Source organism: Bradyrhizobium sp. SZCCHNR1051 (assembly GCF_032489615.1).
GTDB lineage: Bacteria > Pseudomonadota > Alphaproteobacteria > Rhizobiales > Xanthobacteraceae > Bradyrhizobium.
In genome coordinates, this window is the sequence record NZ_JAUEYJ010000026.1 from 17,794 (window position 1) to 33,791 (window position 15,998).

A 15,998-nucleotide genomic window follows, 5' to 3' on the forward strand; every position below is an offset into this window, starting at 1 on the left:
ATCGCGTCCGCAGACCGTCAGACCACGTCGGCGAAGCCGCGCTTCGTGCGCATGAAGAAAGCATAGCCAGCAACAGCGACAACGACGCCAGCGGCGAACATCGCGCCCAGCCTCCCCCATTCCGGCGCAAGCCCCAGCACGGCGACCTTGCGCGCATCATCGACCAGCGCAGCAATCGGATTGAGATCGAACAACCATCGGAATTCCGAGGGGACACTGCTCAGCGAATAGAAGATCGCGCTGGCAAACATGAGCACTGTCAGCAACAATGGCACCATCGCGTTGAGATCCCTGACAAACACGCCGAGACTGGACAGCAGCCAGCTCAAGCCCAATGCAAAGCAGATCAACGGCGCGACCACGAGCGGAAGCAGCGTCGCCGTGGCCGGAACCGTACCGTGCGCCAGCAGGACGCCACAGAAGAATGGGACGAAGCTGACGATCATCTGCACGAGCGCGGCCGCCACGGCCGACAGCGACAGAATCTCCAGCGGGAAAACCACCTTGGTGACGAAGTTAGGTTTCGAGACGACCAGAGCGGGCGAGCGTCCGACCGCCTCGGCGAAGAAATCGAATAGGATCAGCCCGCAGAACATCGAGAGCACGAAGTCCAGCTTGCCCGCGCCACCGCCGAGTTGCGGCTGCAGGATGAAGCCGAAGACGACCACATAGACAGTCAGCATCCCCAGCGGCCGCAACAGCGACCAGACAACGCCCAGATACGAGCCGCGGTAGCGCGCCAGAATATCCCGCAAGGTAAACTGCCGAAGCAGCGTGCCGTGCGCGACCAGTCTGCGCACGATTTCCCACGGCAACAGCAGTTGCGGCCAGGAAAAATGATCTCGCGATTGCTGCACGGCCGCCATGTTACGTCGCCCCCGCTACGAAACCATAAGTATCAACAAGTTTGACAGTAGCGCCAAACGAGTGCAAGCAAATAGCTGAATTTCGCAAGCCGACAGCGACGATTCCGCATCCTTCTCAGGCACAGCGCTCATGACGACCGAGCATCAGGATCGCTTTCCGCCTTGGGCTCTGGCGCTCTTGACCTTCGTCGGATCAGCGCTGATCGCGTTGCCCTCGTTTCCCGGACGGATGAATGCCGATGCGCTCGACCTGTACGGCCAGGCACTCGGCGACCGCTTTCACGACTGGCACGCTCCTCTCGTGGCCTGGCTGTGGAGAACGATCGGCGCCTCTCCGGCCCTGGTCGCGGGGCATACCACGCTGATCGTCTTCGCGATCGTTTATGCGGTCGTCCTCACCTTACGCGCCAATGGCCTTTCGTCGCCGGCGGCGTTGCTGGCCGCGTTCGGATTCGCGTTGTTCCCACCCGTACTCAACCACCTCGTTGCGGTCTCGAAGGACACCTGGGTGGCCGCGCTATTCGTCGCGACCTTCGCGATGTCCTCGGCGGCCGCGCCAGCCAGGCTCCTCCATACGCGCGCAGCCCTGATTGCGCTCGCGCCATCGATACGCCCGGAGACCGTTCTCCTGCTGCCGCTGTTCATTTGGGGCGAGTACGTCCTGGCCGGACGAAAATTGCTCCCCGCCGTCCGCTTCGCCGGGGTCTTGCTCCTCACCGCCGCCGCGCTAGGCCTGTTCGTCGCAAAAGTCGTCAAGCCTGAAGCCCGGCATGCCGAGGGCGGGATCTTTCTGTTCGACCTCGCCGGCATTTCGATCCGGACCGATCAGCTCTTGCTGACTCCCGCGAGCTTTCCCGCCAACGATCTTGCTGTGCTGCAGCGGCACTACTGGAGCGACAGCCTGTCTCCGATCGCATGGGCGAATCCCGAAAGTGAAATGGTGCGGTTCGTCGTCGGCGACGACTTGGCAGAACTGCGTCGCCGCTGGGAGAGCGCCGTTGTGGCCTATCCGCTCGCATATCTCGACACCCGCAGCGTCATCGTGCGCGAGTACCTGCGCGGGCATTGGACGTACCATCCCGGCATCGATTCAAATCCTCGTATTCACCTCTTTTGGCCGAAGGCGAACGGAATGGTGAATGCCTATCTCGATGCCGCGCCTCGATGGCTCTCCAGCCATTGGCTGCCGATGATCGGAGCCGTCGTCCTTCTGGCGGCCATAGTGCGGCTGAAGCTGCATCGGCGTCGACCGGAGTGGATGGTCTATCTGGCCGTGGCTATCGCCTATCAGGTCATGCTGCTTCCCCTCATCGTCGTGCCGGATTATCGGTTCGGATATGCGGGCGTGATCCTGTTCTTCCTGATCCTTGGGTTGACGTCGCGCGATCTCGCGCTGATGGAACGAGCGCGGACTGTGGGCGATGACCATGGGACCAAGGCGGAGGGCGTCGCCGGCGGGTTGGCCGCGCCGGCGTCGACGTCCGCGGGATTACCGGGTCAGAAGCCAATAAACCGCGCGCTGCACCGGTGAGCCCCGACGATTGCGGCCGGCGTGCCAATAATCGTGCCGGAGCACCCATCGGAACGACTGCGGTCGCGCCAGCATCCGCAGACTGTGCGGATAGGCCAGCAGTCGTCTTGCGTATACGGCACCGAATCCTTCTCCGTGCGGAATATCGCCGACATGACGCGCCTCGGCTTCGGTCGGATACTGCAGGAAGCGCTTCAATTGCGCCGCCGCCGCGTCCCTGGACAAGGCGAGGTCCGGAAACCGGACCTTCAGCGCCAGATAGTCGTCGACGAATTGCATCGCCCCTTGTTGCATGCGCACGATACTCTCGACCCTGTAGGGCTCGAGATCGGTGGACGCCCTAACCGGAAAATAGTTGCCGTCGGCGTCGCGCTCCATACGAACGATCGTCCCCTCCGTCGCCGAAAACAACAATTCGACGACTTCGACCCCCTCCCAGATCAAGCGCCGGTAGTCGTCCGGTTCGCCCCGCCGGAAAAGATAGGCGTCGTGGGGATATTTCTCGTCGGGCAGAACGATCTCGTGCGCGAACCCATATGTGCCGAGGTAGAGTCCGGTAATCTCCGGGCAATCCCCCCTCTCGCGCAGCATATCGGTGATCGACCGCTGCATCGTACCATGCCACCCGACGTCGATCAGGCCAACGCGGCGGCCCCCCACCAGACCGGAAGCGCTCAAATAGTCCAGCAGAACCTCACGTTCCTCGCGCGCGTTCTCGCAGATCGGTCCTGCAAGCCCGAGGAACAATTGCCGCAGGCGCCCATAGTCCGCTTCCGTCTTGACCTCGTGGTCGGGGCCGCTAAATCCAGCCGCACCGAAAGCTCCCTGATGTTTGCGCCAGTCGACGCCAGCGCGCTCGATGAATTGCGCCGCTGTAAGCACCGATGTCCCGCCCGACAGAAACCGGATGACATCCTCATTGAGGTCCTTGATCGCCGCCACGTTAAGCGCACGCCTCGAACCATAAAGATAGTGCGTCTCTTTGACCGCTCCATCTGTCGCGGCGGCCAGCTTGTCATAGACCTGCTGCATCACGAGCCCTTCACGGGCCAGGAAATACAGGGCGTCCAAGCGGCGCGCCTTAGCCTGCTCAATCAACCATTCCGTGAAGCCGACAAACAGCGGACCGGCCGTTGCATAGCCGAAATCCTCCCAAAAGCTCTCCTCGCGCGAGACCGGCACGGCGTCCCGCCTTGCATGGGTGATCCGGTTGGCGATCAGCCCCTGCGCGACCGACCTTGCCGCAGATACAGGCTCCGATGTCTTCCACACCTTCGAGGCGCGGTGAGAGCTCATATACGCGTCCATGCAGCGCCGGTAATGCCAGGTCGACATTCCATGCTTCCGTCCCATCTCGATATCCGCGCGGATGTTGTCGCCGATGTGGAGCCAGCGCTGACCTTCACCGGGCAGGCGCGCTCGCGCTTCGGCATGGAGCTCGCCGGTTGACTTCGTCTTCTTCGAGACCGACGAAACCAGCAAGGCTTCATGGCCGTCATAGCCCGCGTTCCGCAGCAGGTCGGCGATCACGTGCTCCGGAAGGTACGAATCGGAGATGAAGGCGATTCGCTTGCCGCGATCGCGGCACCAGCGATAGGCATCATGAATGAACGGATTGCGCCGGCAGACGTCGAGCTCCGCCTCGATCTCCATTTGAGCAACAGCCTTAGATAACTCCGAATCGATAGCCAGGGTCTCGGAAAGGGTGCCGTAGATTTCGTCCAACGTGACTTCCCGGGCACGATGGCTTTGCCAGGCACGTTCGCGCGCCAACCGCTCCGCATCGCGCCGCGCCGCCGCGAACTGTATTGAATCTGCGCCGAGCCTGCGGCGCACTGCCGGCTCCATCAACAGAAAGAGATCATCGGGCTCCGCCAACGCGCGAAGAATCGACGTATCGAAGACGTCGAATGAAACGACGTCGGCGTCATCAAGTCTGGATTGGAGTTCCGCGTCCATGTAGCTTTGCATGCTCAATCGAACTTTCTTCGGCGAAAGACGCGATGAAGAAAGCCCTTGTCCTGGCGCCGCTTTCGAAGCCACGCCTCCAATAGAAACATCTGCCACGAAATATTGGCCAGGGTGCCGATCCCGGTGCGGCCGCTATTCAGTTCCTGACGAAGCCATTCGTTGCGGAGGAAGACGCTGTAGTTCTCATGCTGGTGGCTCTGATCGACGACCGAATTGCTGTATTCGACCGCGCCTGCCGGCAAACGATGGTGATAATAGGCCAGGCATTCGCACAGCACTCCGATCTCGAAGGATTGCAGGAATCGGACATTGAATTCCCAGTCACCCAGAACTGGAAGATCCTCCCGGAACGGGCCGATCTTCACCAGCGCATCTCTCCTGAACAGGAACGAGATCGGCGGGAACATGTTTTGCGCCAGCATGCGAAACAAATGCACCCCCTTCACCCAGGAATTGAAATCATGTCGTTGCACGGTCTCGATCCGGTCCTCCTTTATGGATTCGACGACTCTCTCCGTGTGGGTGATCACGCCGGCCAGTTTCGGAAACGTCGCATTCGCCTCCATATAGGCCACGGTCTTACTGAGGAAGTCCGGTCGCCATGCGTCATCATCGTCGTGAATAACGATATAGCGGCTGGATGACGCTTCAACGCCTTGATTTGACGCGGCTTCCATGCCGCGCGATGTATTATTGTGGATGACGTGGCAACGACCTGCATAGCGGCCCGTGCGCTGGGCGATCAGTCCGTCGACCGTGGCAGGATCGCCGCCGTCGTTGACCACGACGTGAATCCAATTCTCGAAGCTCTGGTCCAACACGCTGTCCAGGGCGCGCGGCAACAGCAACGGACGGTTCCTGGTCCGCGTGATCACCGCAACAGTGTCATCCATCTGCCGATATCCCCAATCCATCCCGTCAATCACCGTCGGAGCGACGAACGATGCCGATCGCGCGCAACCAGCCAGAAGGCTGCCGTCTTTCCAGTTCGCCGACGCGCTGTTTGAATCTCTCGCTTTCCTGCCACCAGCGGTCGGTCTGCTCCCTCTGCCATTGCAAGTCGATGGCGGCGCGGTAGCGCTCGACGAGCCATTCGCCGCGGTAGAGATAGCCGCGAATCTTGTCCGGCACGCCTTCCGCGAGCCCGGCGCGGTACCAGCGTTCGCCCTTGGGAAAGAGGATGCCGAGCCCCCACCGGTTCAGGAATTCGAGGTGCGGATGGCGCTGCTTGATCTCTGCCCAGAAACGGGCGGACTCGTAGCCCGATGACGGCGCGATATCGTGCATCAGGACGATTCCGTCCGGGGCAAGCTTTGGCAACCAGGTGGTGAAATCGCTGCGAACCGCATCATAGGTGTGCAGGCCGTCGATATGCAGCAGATCGATCGAATCGTCGTCGAACGCTTCCGTCGCCTGATCAAAGCTAGCGCGATGCAGCACAAAGCGATCATCGGCGAACGAGCCGGCCATCGTCTTCGCGGCCGTCTCGTACACTTCGCCGCCATAATGGCCGCAGTGCTCGTCGCCTTCCCACGTATCGATGCCGACGACCCGGCTCGGCAGATCGCGATCTTTGACCGCCTGGCAGAAGGCAAAATAGGAGCAGCCGTAGTGAACGCCGAGTTCGACGATCAGGCGCGGCCGCGAAAAGCCGACCAGATCATACGCGAAGTCGCGATGCCCCTGCCAGGGGGATATCGCGAGCTGCGGGTTCAGGACATCCGACTCGTAAGCTGGTTCGCTGACGACCCAGGCTGGTTGCTGCGACAAGTCGGCGGAATGCTCGGGCTCGATCATACGCCACACCGGATTGATGGAGGCGCTGCCGAACCGGGGGCTGGCCAGGCCGTGGAACCGCCAAGCGGCACGATGTCGAGCTTCGTTATCGGGTTGTTGAAGATGCCGTGGATCGCCCGACCAGGACTGATGGCGTTGAGCTTGACGACGTTATGAGCCCAGCATTGGACGACGTGCCGCAGCGGATCCGTCCCCTCGCCAATGCCGACCGTAAGGGTGTAGTCGCCCGGCTGGATTTCCGGCCAGACAAATTCGAGCCGCACCAGGTGTTCGCCGGGATCGAGTGCGACGACGCCGCGGGCGAGGCTACAACTGTTCTCGCCGCAGATTTGATTGCCGTGACGGTCGCTGAGCAGATAGCCGACGATCACGTGCGTCTTCGTTGCGGCGCACCCCAGCAACAGGTCGACGCTGATCCGGTCCCCCGCCTGAACCATACCGGCCGGAGCAAGATCAGGTTTGGTGACGGCGACCCGCCTGATCAGAACGTCCCCCGCCCCGCTCAATTGCGACGATTTGAGATCAATCCATGGCAGCCGCTCGAACCTGTTCGCGTCCATGTCCGCGCCCGGCGCGGAGCGTCTGCCCAGCGCTGCGGAGCCGGCGTCCGCCACGGAACGGTCGCGTCCGTCGGAGACGCGGTGCGACATCCTGATGTAGAAATCGACTGCATCCCTGGAGCTTCCGGCGAAGACGATTTCGCCGCGGTCGAGCACATAGGCGTATTCGGTCACGCTGCGGATCGCCTGGAGGTCGTGCGTGACGAAGACCTTGGTGACATCAGCCATCGCCTCCCTCATGTGGCGGATGCACTTCTGCTGGAAGAAGATGTCGCCGACGCTCAGCGCCTCATCAACCAGCAGCACCTCCGGCTTGAGACAGGCGGAGGTGGCGAACGCCAAACGGACGGTCATGCCGCTGGAATAGGTCTTGGTCGGTTGGTCGATGAAGTCGCCGATGTCCGCAAACGCGGCGATTTCGTCGAATTTCGCGTCGGTTTGCCGCCGGCTCATACCGCGGATGGCCGCATTCAGATAGACATTCTCACGCCCCGAAAAGTCCGGATCGAAGCCGCTGCCAAGCTCGAGCATGGCGGCAATGCTGCCGACGACGGCGATCTCGCCCTGGCTCGGCGTCAGCGTCCCAGCGAGCAGCTGCAAGAGCGTGCTCTTGCCTGAACCATTGCGGCCGATGATGCCGACACTGGCGCCGCGCCGCACCTCGAGCGAGACGTCATGCAGGGCGTAGTAGTTGCGCACGGCGCCATGCGACAATCGCTCGCAGGTGTCTCGCACCGCGGCCGGCAGGAACGGCAGTTGGCCAAGCCGCCCGAGCATCGGCCCATGTAGGCGCGCCGCCGGCGACGACCAGACCGTATAGGCTTTGGAGACGTTCTCGACTTTGATGGCGAGTGATGGCATCTGCGCAGACTGCGGACGAAGGCCATGCCATCAAACATCAACGAGCAGGCCATGGCAATTGCAACCTTGAAGATGTCCGATATCTATCAATCCGGGGCGAAGGACGGTAGAGAAGAACGACGGAACCGTTGAATACAATTCGTACCGGTATTCTTTCTTGATCTGGGACAACACATTGCCCCGCTGGGCGCCGCTTCTGCCGGCCAAGCTTCGCTTCCGGCACATGCTGGCGGCGCATCACGGCGGACGGACAAAGGGCCGGTTCGTGCCTGTCCCGGAGGAACCGCCGCCCGACCCGCGCCGCGCGCCACTCCGCATTCACTTCTGGACACCCAATCCGTGGCCCAGCACCGCCATCCATGTCGATCGGGTCGTACCGGAGTTGCGCCGTCAAGTCGCAGCTCTCGGTCTGCCTTGGCAGATCGATGCCGGAGGCCTCCCCACAGCGCCGGTGGATTGGCTGCTCTGCCTCAAGGCGGTCCCGCCGCGTGGCTTGTGCTCACCGCATCGTACCGTCCTGCTGCAGCCCGACGACGCGGACCGGGTCTGGGCGAATCTCGACCGCTTCGCTCATGTCGTCTCGGTTTCCTCTCCGGTATTCGCATCGTTCTTAGGGACTGCCCATTCCCGCACCTGGTTCATCGAGGAGACCGAAACGCTCGATCTCATCGAAAGCGGCGGCGCCGCGCTCGACGCTGCGGCACCCTCGCAACGACCGCCACTCTTGTTGTGGCATGGTACGCGGGAAAGCCTCGATGGTCTCGTCGCCCTGAAGGACGCGCTCGCTTCGCTCGGCCGCGACACCGATGCCGAACTGGTCATCCTCACGAACCTTCCGGAGCGGAGCGAACGGTGGGGTGCTCTGCCAGTCCGCTACGCCGCCTGGTCGCCCAAAGCGCTGTGCGCGCTGGCAGCCCAGGCCCGGCTGGGCATCGTCCCGGCGCGGCCGTCAGTTCCCGATTCCTATCTCAAGTCTGCCGGCCGCATGCGTGGCCTGTTCGCCCGGGGATGTCCGGCCATCGGCGACGCCCGGTCGCCGGATGTTGTCGCCTTCAGCGAGATCTGCGGCATGCCGTCGGCACAGACCGCGGATCAATGGCGCGACGCGATTCGGCAAATCTGGAACGATGATGTGCGGCTGGATCGCATTGCGCGTCAGGGACATGCCCAGATGCGCGCGCATTACAATACGGCTCGAACCGCGGCCCAGTGGCTTTGGTTCCTCGGCGGTGGGGCCGAAGGGCCCGACCGCCCCGGCAGCACCCATCCCGCTGCCTTGCCCCGAGACCGCACATGACCGCAACCGGCGAGAACAGCCACTTCTCTTCTACCATGGTGCATCGCCGCACGACCTCGTCGCCGCTGACGATCGAGCAGGTCCACACCCGCGCGCAACTACACGATTTCATCGTCCTGCCGCGAGTGATCTACAACGGGATGCCGGGTTTCGTCGCTCCGCTCGATTTCGAACGGCGGCAGATGCTCGATCCCCGGCACAACTCATTCTTCACGCACGGGCAGGCAGCCTATTGGATCGCCATGCGGAATGGTCGGCCGCAGGGACGCATCTCGGCCCAGATCGATCACGCTGCCACCGGGCCGGAAGCGGCCGACATCGGACTGTTCGGGTGTCTCGACGCGATCGACGACGGCGACGTCGTCAACGCGCTGTTCGTGGCCGCGGAGGCTTGGCTGCGTCGGCAGCGGCGCAAGGTGGCTCGGGGACCGTTCCTGCTGTCGATCAATGGCGAATCTGGCCTCCTCCTGGAAGGGCAACAGGAGCCGCCGATGACGCTGTTCCCATGGCATCCCGACTATCTCGATGGTCGCGTTCGCGACGCCGGATACGCGCTCGTCCGAGAGTTGCTCTGCTTCGAGTACAATAGAATGGACGTCGGCACCGAGAGTCGTTTCGAACGATTCTCCTCCATGCGACGTCACGCCGGCATCACCACGCGCGACATTCATCTCGACGCCCTCGACGCCGACATGGAGCTGGCGAGGCAGATCTTCAATGATGGTTGGCAGGACAATTGGGGCTTCACCCCGACCACGCAGTCCGATGTGCGTGCACTGACGGCCCAATTCAAGCCGATGCTGTTTTCGGACGCTGGATTTTTCATCGAGGTCGATGGCGAGCCCGCAGCATTCATGCTGGCGATTCCCAACTTGTTCGATGTCGCCGCCGGGCTCGGGCCTGTCCCGAGCCTCGTCGGCTGGCTCAAGCTGTTGATCCGCATCAAACGCGCGAAGTACCGTTCCTTCAGAATTGTCCTACTCGGCATGGCCTCGAAATACCGCAGCAGCGCTCTCCGCGCAGCGATTGCGGCCGTCATGGTCGAGGAACTCTGGAAGCGCGGATCGACGCTGGGCATCGACCGGGCAATAGCCGGGTGGGTTCTCGACAACAACCCCCTGGCGCAATCCCTGACCCGGATCGGATTGCGACAGTCCCACACCTATGGAGTCTACGAGAAGAGCATTGTAGACTGACTTGAAGTTGCCGTAACTAGGCAGCGCAACTTGGCACGCAATCGGAGGCACGATTGACCCAATCGAATGTGGAAAAGGCCGCTCTTGCCGCCTCCCTGGCCGACCAGATCCTTGAAGTCATTGTCAGCGAAGGGAAGATCGACCCGGCCAAGACGACCCCCGATGCGACGCTGGAGAGTCTCGAGATCCAATCCATCGACGTCGTCATGATCCTGATGGCGATCGAGGAGAAGTTCGGCGTCTATGTGCCGATCGACGGCGGCATCGCTGACGTCAAGGACCTGAGCGGATTCGTGCAACAGATCGAAGCCCGCATTCTGGTGGAGCGCAGCTGACGTGTCGCGCCCTCGCGTCGTCGTCACTGGCATGGGCGCGGCTTGCGCGACCGGCAAGGGCATTGACGCCCTCTGGCGCGCAGCCCGCGACGGACAAAGCGCCGTGGGACCGCTCGAGTTCGAGCGGCCGGGCTCGAACCAGATCAAGCTCGCAGCGCAGATCAAATCCTTCGCCCCGGAGAGCTATGTCGAGGCCAAGGTTCTGCCGTTCTGCGACCGATACGCGCAGCTTGCCATCGTCGCTGCGGACGAAGCCCTGTCCCAGGCAGGCCTTGCGCGCGAGGAGCGCCAGGGGCCGACGACCGCCGTGATTCTCGGAACCGGCGTCGGCGGCATCACCACCATCGACGAGCAGTGCTACAGCGCCTACGCGACGAAGTCCCGTCTCAATCCGCTGGCCATTCCGCGCATCATGAGCAGCGCCGCCACCTCGCACCTGAGCATACGCTACGGCTGCACTGGCCCGACCTTCACCATCACGAGCGCCTGCGCCTCATCGGCCCAGGCGATCGGAGTAGGTACCTCGCTGGTCCGGTCCGGCGCGGTGGAGCGGGCGATCGTTGGCGGCAGCGAATCGTCGATGACCGCGCTGAATATCCGCACCTGGGAATTGCTGCGAGTGCTGACCCCGGATGCCTGTCGGCCCTTCTCCACCGGCCGCAACGGCATGGTGCTCGGCGAGGGCGCCGCCATCATGGTGATCGAAAAACTCGAGACCGCGCGCCGACGCAACGTCGAACCGCTGGCCGAGATCGTCGGCTATGGCACGTCGAGCGATGCTTTCGACATCGTTCGTCCCGACCCCAATGGCGCTCGGTCCGCGATCGAACAGGCGATCGCCGACGCCGGGCTGACGCCCGGCGATATCGACTATGTCAACGCCCATGGCACCGGCACCGTCGCCAACGATATCGCCGAGGCCGAGGCGCTGCAGCGCGTGTTCAGCGACCGGCTGCCCCGCCTCGCAGTGTCGTCCACGAAGCCGATCCACGGCCACGCACTGGGCGCCGGCGGGGCGATCGAACTGGCGATCACCATCATGGCGATGCGCGACAACATTGCGCCGCCGACCATCAACTGGCTCGGTGCCGATGCGAAATGCGGCATCGACCCGGTCGCCAATGCGGCGCGCGCAATGCCGATCCGCGTCGCCATCTCGAACTCCTTCGCCTTCGGAGGCGTCAACGCATGCCTCGCCGTCGCGCGGGCGGATTGACCCTGAGGGATCTGATGTGAGCGGGCCGGACAGCGCGCAGGATCAGGTCAGCATCGGTCCGATTGCGGTCCGGGCTGACAGGGCGGACGTCGCTGCCTTCGTGTCCGCGCTGGGGCTGCAGCGCCGCTTCGGCCCCGTACCGTTTGCGTTTCCGATCCGCTGGCTCAGCCTTCCCGCAATCCGACCAACCGTGATCGGCAGGCTCGGGCTCACCGATGAAATCGTCGTGCAGCAATCGCAGACCTTCACCTATCATGAAGGCCTCGGCCCCGATCGCGACTACGGCTTCGCAGTCGAAGCCCGTCGCGAGCGGACCCCAACGGACCGGACGCTCTTGCGCGGGACCGTGTGCGATTCCGAAGGGCGGATCGTCGCAACGCTCGACACGCTGTTGCGCACGTTTCGTCCCGACGCAGCACGCGACGCCGCACTCCGCTCGCGCCCGATGCCGGACTCGAGCTTTCCGGTGATCGAGACCGGGCCGATCGACATCGCGCAGACCGAGAGCTACGCGGCGGCATCGCTCGACGACAATCCGCTCCACAGCGATCCCGCGACGGCTCGCGCCGCGGGTCTCGACGGCCTGATAATCCACGGCATGCTGGCGATGGGGCAGATCGAAGGCGCGCTCCGCGACTGGATACCGGCACTGCGGATCAATCGCATCCATGGCAATTTCCTGTTGCCCGTTCCAGTTGGCAGCCGCCTCCTCTTCTCCGGTCGTGTTGTCAAGCGAATGCCATCGGACGTGCCGAGTAGCGGTCGCGCCGAGCAGTTGATCCTGCGCGTCATCGTCTCGACCGATGCGGGGTACGCAGCATGCGTCGCTGAAATCGCGGCGCGCCACGACGGCTGAGGATCGCACATCATGTCCGCCCCCAGCTCGATCGTCATCACGGGAGCCAGCAGCGGCATCGGCCGCGCGCTCGCGATGAACTATGCCGCGCCGGGGATCCACATGGCGCTGTCCGGTCGGGACGAGGGCCGCCTGGAAGAAACGGCAGCACAATGCCGGGCCAACGGCGCAGCCGTCACGACCGCATCAATCGATGTCCGGGATCGCGATCGAATGGCGGGATGGATCCGCGCCATCGACGACGCCGCCCCGATCGGGCTCGCGATCGCCGGCGCCGGGGTCACCGCTGGGCTCGGCATCGGCCGGCTGCGGGAAGATCCGGCCGTCGTGCGCAACGTGATCGCAATCAACCTGATCGGCGCCATCAACACCATCGATCCCCTGGCGGAGCGGATGTGCATGCGCGGGCGCGGGACGATCGCCGTCATCGGGTCGATCGGCGCCTTGCGCGGCCTGCCCTCCTGTCCCGCATACAGCGCCAGCAAGGCCGGCCTTCACGCCTATGCCGAGTCGCTTCGTCCCACTCTTGCCGCCCAGGGCGTTACCATCAGCACCATTGCGCCTGGATTCGTCGACACGGCGCTCAACCGCGACACCGTCTGTCCGAAGCCCCTCATCATGAGCGCCGACCGTGCAGCCGCCATCATACGGCGGCGGCTGGAGCGCGGCGATGCGGTCATCGCATTCCCCCGCCTGCTGGCCTTCGGTCTGCATTTGACCCGCCTGTTGCCGCGGCGCTTGACCGACCTTGCGTTCGCCGCAGTCCATGTCGACGTGCCCGAGCGCACCGAACTCTACAACGAGTGACTGGCGCCGGCGATGGACGCGCTCTCGATGCTCCCGGTCGCCGCAGCGGCATGGTGGGCGATCTCCTGCGCTCTTCGCATCACGACCATCTCTGCCGCATTGGCGCACCCTCGCTTACGGCACAGGTTGGCTACGCGACATGATCGACCGCCGGTCTCGATCGTGATCCCAATCCGCCGGCTGGAGTTCGAAGCCGAAGCGGCCTTCACGTCGGCCTTCGCGCAAGTCTATCCGCAAAGCGAGATTCTGGTCGCCGCCGCGGAAGACCGCTCGCCGATGATCGAGATCGCCCGGCAGGTCGCTGCGCAATTCCCGGCGGCCGGCGCGCGGATCCTGACAGGAAACAAGCGCATCACTCCGAACCCGAAAGTCAGTAATCTCGCGCCGGCCATCGCAGCGGCGCAACACGACCTGATCCTGATCAAGGATTCGAACATTCTACTGAGCCCCGACCAACTCGCCGATCTGATGACGAACCTGACCGCCGGCGTCGGCCTCGTCTGCGCGATCCCGGTTGCCGTCGCCCCGACCGGATTCGCCGCCGAACTCGAGCGGGCATTCCTCAATGGGCAGGCCGCTCCGCTGACGCTGGCACTGTCCGTCGCCGGCGCAAACGTCGGCTTCGGCAAGGTCATGCTGTTCGACCGCCGAGATCTGACGCGGGCGGGCGGCATCGGATTGATGGCTTCGGCCTTCGGCGACGATCACGCGCTGTCGCAAGGGCTGGCACGCCTCGGCCTGCGAACGGTGTTCGCCGCCAAGGAGATCCGTCAGCCGATCGGCCGGAGGCCGTTCAGCGAAGTCTGGGACCGCCACCAGCGCTGGATGGTCATTCGTCGAATCCAGGCGCCGCTTGCCTTCTGCGGCGAGCCGCTGGTCAGCGGCGCTTTCACGGCCCTGTGCGGCGCCGTGGGCGCTGCAGCCTTCGGAATGCCATGGTGGCTGATGGCGGGCGCGACCCTGCTCGGCTGGGTCTTGCTCGACGTCACCTTCTTCGCGGCCAAAGGCTGGGGCTGGTCCTGGATGTCCCCACTCTCTGGATTGTGCCGGGAAGTCCTGCTTCCCGTGATGTGGCTGAAGGCGCTGCTCGACCGCCGCGTGACCTGGGCCGGACTGCCGTTCGACGTTCCCGCCAAGACCACCTGACTAGACCACCTGACAAGACCGCCTGACAAGACCGCCTGATCAGAGGCCCGATCGGACCGCCGCCTGACCGATCGCCACCGGCGGTTCATGCCGCCGCGCAAGGCCGGCATCGATTGATCCGATCTGCCGGTTCAGGCTTGCGATCACCTCTTTGGAGAACGGCCCAACATGGAGGTAGAGTAGAAATAGCGAGACCACCTGTTTGAGCGCCCTCGGATTGCGGATTGCGCATTCGGCGATGGTCGCAAGGAATCCGCTCAGGAGGTCCGGCCGCCGCGCGGCCACGAACCAGAGCAGGCGCACGACCGTCGCCGCATCGTTCAAAACCACCCGCCAGGGCACCGAGGCATTGATGCGAGCCGGGACCAGCAGGCGGGCGACCGCCCGGATCCGGCCGAAGAAGGCCGCAGGCCGATTGACCCGTTCCAATATCGAGCGGTAGTCGCCCAACACGTCGCGCCGCGCCCGGGCGGTTCGGAAATTGAGGCCCTCGGTGCATTGATCGCCGCCATCGGCGCTGCTGACGAAGCTGAAATCGACGTCAGGGTTCAGCCGCCCCTCGCGTTCGAGTCGTCGCGAGAGCTGGGTCTGCGGCAGCGCGGTCAGCAGGCCGACCATACAGATCGGCAGCCCGGCCGTTTCGATGCAGGAGACCATCTCGTCGGCGATCCGCTCGTGTTCGTTGTCGAACCCAACCACGAAACCTGCGGTCACGAACATTCCGGCACGGTAGACCTTGTGGACGCAGTCGGCGAGATTGCGCCGCATATTCTGCTTCTTCTGGGTGGACAGCAGCGCGTCCTCGTTGGGGCTTTCGATCCCAATGAAGACCGCCCCGAAATTCGCGTCGCGCATCAAGTGCAGGAGGACGTCGTCGTCGGCGAGGTTGATCGAGGCCTGCGTGCTGAACGTGAAGGGATAGCCGTGCGCCTTTTGCCAGGCACAGAGATACGGCAGAAACTGCTTCACCGCCTTCTTGTTGCCGATCAGATTGTCGTCGACGAAATCGACATGGCCGCGATAACCGAGCCGGTAGAGGCTCTCCAGCTCACCGAGCAACTGTTCAATGGTCTTGGCGCGCGGCACCCGTCCGTAGAGCTCGATGATGTCGCAGAACTCGCAGATGAACGGACAGCCCCGCGAAAACTGGACGGACAAAGCCAGATAATGGTCGAGCTTGAGAAGGTCGAAACGCGGGGGCGGACTCCTGGTCACATCGACGGTGAATTTCTCCGCCTCGAACAGCCCACGGCGCTCGCCCGCATTCCAGGACTCTATGAAGGCAGCCATCGTCGCCTCGACCTCACCCGGCATGCGAAAGTCCGCATGACCGTAGGCATCCGGACTGGAGGTGATGTCCGGCCCGCCGACGACGACCGGCTTGCCGCGGGATTGACCGAGTTCGATCAGGCGCAGCGTATCGGCCCGCTGCGGGATCATGCCCCCGGTCATGACCATGTCGGCCCAGGCGAGATCGGATTCGCCGACCTCCTCCGCATTGCGGTCGATAAGGCGGACCGACCATTCCTTCGGCAGCATCGCCGCGACGGTGATCAGGC

14 protein-coding genes are annotated in these 15,998 nt (G+C 63.6%); 8 read left to right on the forward strand and 6 right to left on the reverse strand.

The features are described from left to right. Positions 1-17: 17 nt before the first annotated feature. A complete protein-coding gene (locus tag QW868_RS27940; protein ID WP_315741093.1) occupies positions 18-866 on the reverse strand; it encodes an ABC transporter permease in 849 nt (282 codons plus the stop codon). A 130-nt stretch (positions 867-996) separates the two neighbouring features. On the opposite strand from QW868_RS27940, the gene QW868_RS27945 reads away from it, so the two are divergent. Next, the gene (locus QW868_RS27945; protein ID WP_316232028.1) at positions 997-2,397 is read left to right on the forward strand and encodes a hypothetical protein; all 1,401 of its coding nucleotides are present in this window, start codon (positions 997-999) and stop codon (positions 2,395-2,397) included. On the opposite strand, the gene QW868_RS27950 is transcribed toward QW868_RS27945, so the two are convergent. Genes QW868_RS27950 through QW868_RS27965 form a run of 4 tightly spaced genes read right to left on the reverse strand, consistent with a single transcriptional unit; the run spans position 2,356 to position 7,586 of the window. Continuing rightward, entirely contained in the window at positions 2,356-4,374 is a 2,019-nt protein-coding gene (locus tag QW868_RS27950; protein ID WP_316232029.1) for a hypothetical protein, read from the reverse strand. The genes QW868_RS27945 and QW868_RS27950 overlap by 42 nt on opposite strands. Next, positions 4,371-5,261 carry a glycosyltransferase family 2 protein gene (locus tag QW868_RS27955; protein WP_315782559.1) on the reverse strand — a complete coding sequence of 297 codons (891 nt, stop codon included), beginning with the start codon at positions 5,259-5,261 and terminating at the stop codon, positions 4,371-4,373. Before QW868_RS27955 ends, QW868_RS27950 begins: the two co-directional genes overlap by 4 nt. 25 nt (positions 5,262-5,286) lie before the next feature. Then, a complete protein-coding gene (locus QW868_RS27960; protein WP_316232030.1) occupies positions 5,287-6,165 on the reverse strand; it encodes a class I SAM-dependent methyltransferase in 879 nt (292 codons plus the stop codon). Further along, positions 6,162-7,586 (reverse strand): ABC transporter ATP-binding protein, encoded by a 1,425-nt coding sequence (locus tag QW868_RS27965; protein ID WP_315782555.1) that lies wholly within the window; start codon positions 7,584-7,586, stop codon positions 6,162-6,164. The genes QW868_RS27960 and QW868_RS27965 overlap by 4 nt, the downstream gene beginning before the upstream one ends. A gap of 157 nt (positions 7,587-7,743) precedes the next feature. Here QW868_RS27965 and QW868_RS27970 point away from each other — a divergent pair, with 157 nt between their 5' ends. From QW868_RS27970 to QW868_RS28000, 7 genes are read left to right on the forward strand one after another with little or no spacing between them, the layout of a single operon-like run. Next, positions 7,744-8,883 (forward strand): glycosyltransferase, encoded by a 1,140-nt coding sequence (locus QW868_RS27970; protein WP_316232031.1) that lies wholly within the window; start codon positions 7,744-7,746, stop codon positions 8,881-8,883. After that, entirely contained in the window at positions 8,796-10,079 is a 1,284-nt protein-coding gene (locus tag QW868_RS27975; RefSeq protein ID WP_316232032.1) for a hypothetical protein, read from the forward strand. Before QW868_RS27970 ends, QW868_RS27975 begins: the two co-directional genes overlap by 88 nt. 53 nt (positions 10,080-10,132) lie before the next feature. Then, positions 10,133-10,414 (forward strand): acyl carrier protein, encoded by a 282-nt coding sequence (locus tag QW868_RS27980; RefSeq protein WP_315776286.1) that lies wholly within the window; start codon positions 10,133-10,135, stop codon positions 10,412-10,414. Position 10,415: 1 nt separating this feature from the next. Then, on the forward strand, positions 10,416-11,630 hold the full coding sequence (locus QW868_RS27985) for a beta-ketoacyl-[acyl-carrier-protein] synthase family protein (protein WP_315717187.1): 1,215 nt from the start codon (positions 10,416-10,418) through the stop codon (positions 11,628-11,630). Then, positions 11,536-12,486, forward strand: a complete 951-nt coding sequence (locus QW868_RS27990; protein ID WP_316232033.1) for a MaoC family dehydratase — start codon at positions 11,536-11,538, stop codon at positions 12,484-12,486. The genes QW868_RS27985 and QW868_RS27990 overlap by 95 nt, the downstream gene beginning before the upstream one ends. Positions 12,487-12,498: 12 nt before the next feature. After that, entirely contained in the window at positions 12,499-13,293 is a 795-nt protein-coding gene (locus tag QW868_RS27995; RefSeq protein ID WP_316232034.1) for an SDR family NAD(P)-dependent oxidoreductase, read from the forward strand. 27 nt (positions 13,294-13,320) lie between these two features. Further along, positions 13,321-14,439 (forward strand): glycosyltransferase, encoded by a 1,119-nt coding sequence (locus tag QW868_RS28000; RefSeq protein WP_316232070.1) that lies wholly within the window; start codon positions 13,321-13,323, stop codon positions 14,437-14,439. A 39-nt stretch (positions 14,440-14,478) separates the two neighbouring features. Here QW868_RS28000 and QW868_RS28005 read toward each other — a convergent pair whose 3' ends face one another. Continuing rightward, positions 14,479-15,978: a B12-binding domain-containing radical SAM protein gene (locus tag QW868_RS28005; protein WP_316232035.1), complete on the reverse strand. Its 1,500-nt coding sequence runs from the start codon at positions 15,976-15,978 to the stop codon at positions 14,479-14,481. Positions 15,979-15,998: the final 20 nt, after the last annotated feature.

What these genes read in the sequence shown, in the direction of transcription:
- QW868_RS27940 (WP_315741093.1), bottom strand. Translation starts at nt 866, where the DNA reads ATGGCGGCCGTGCAGCAATCGCGAGATCATTTTTCCTGGCCGCAACTG.
- QW868_RS27990 (WP_316232033.1), top strand. Translation starts at nt 11,536, where the DNA reads ATGCGGCGCGCGCAATGCCGATCCGCGTCGCCATCTCGAACTCCTTCG.
- QW868_RS27965 (WP_315782555.1), bottom strand. Translation starts at nt 7,586, where the DNA reads ATGCCATCACTCGCCATCAAAGTCGAGAACGTCTCCAAAGCCTATACG.
- QW868_RS27960 (WP_316232030.1), bottom strand. Translation starts at nt 6,165, where the DNA reads ATGATCGAGCCCGAGCATTCCGCCGACTTGTCGCAGCAACCAGCCTGG.
- QW868_RS28005 (WP_316232035.1), bottom strand. Translation starts at nt 15,978, where the DNA reads ATGCTGCCGAAGGAATGGTCGGTCCGCCTTATCGACCGCAATGCGGAG.
- QW868_RS27955 (WP_315782559.1), bottom strand. Translation starts at nt 5,261, where the DNA reads ATGGATGACACTGTTGCGGTGATCACGCGGACCAGGAACCGTCCGTTG.
- QW868_RS27945 (WP_316232028.1), top strand. Translation starts at nt 997, where the DNA reads ATGACGACCGAGCATCAGGATCGCTTTCCGCCTTGGGCTCTGGCGCTC.
- QW868_RS27995 (WP_316232034.1), top strand. Translation starts at nt 12,499, where the DNA reads ATGTCCGCCCCCAGCTCGATCGTCATCACGGGAGCCAGCAGCGGCATC.
- QW868_RS28000 (WP_316232070.1), top strand. Translation starts at nt 13,321, where the DNA reads ATGCTCCCGGTCGCCGCAGCGGCATGGTGGGCGATCTCCTGCGCTCTT.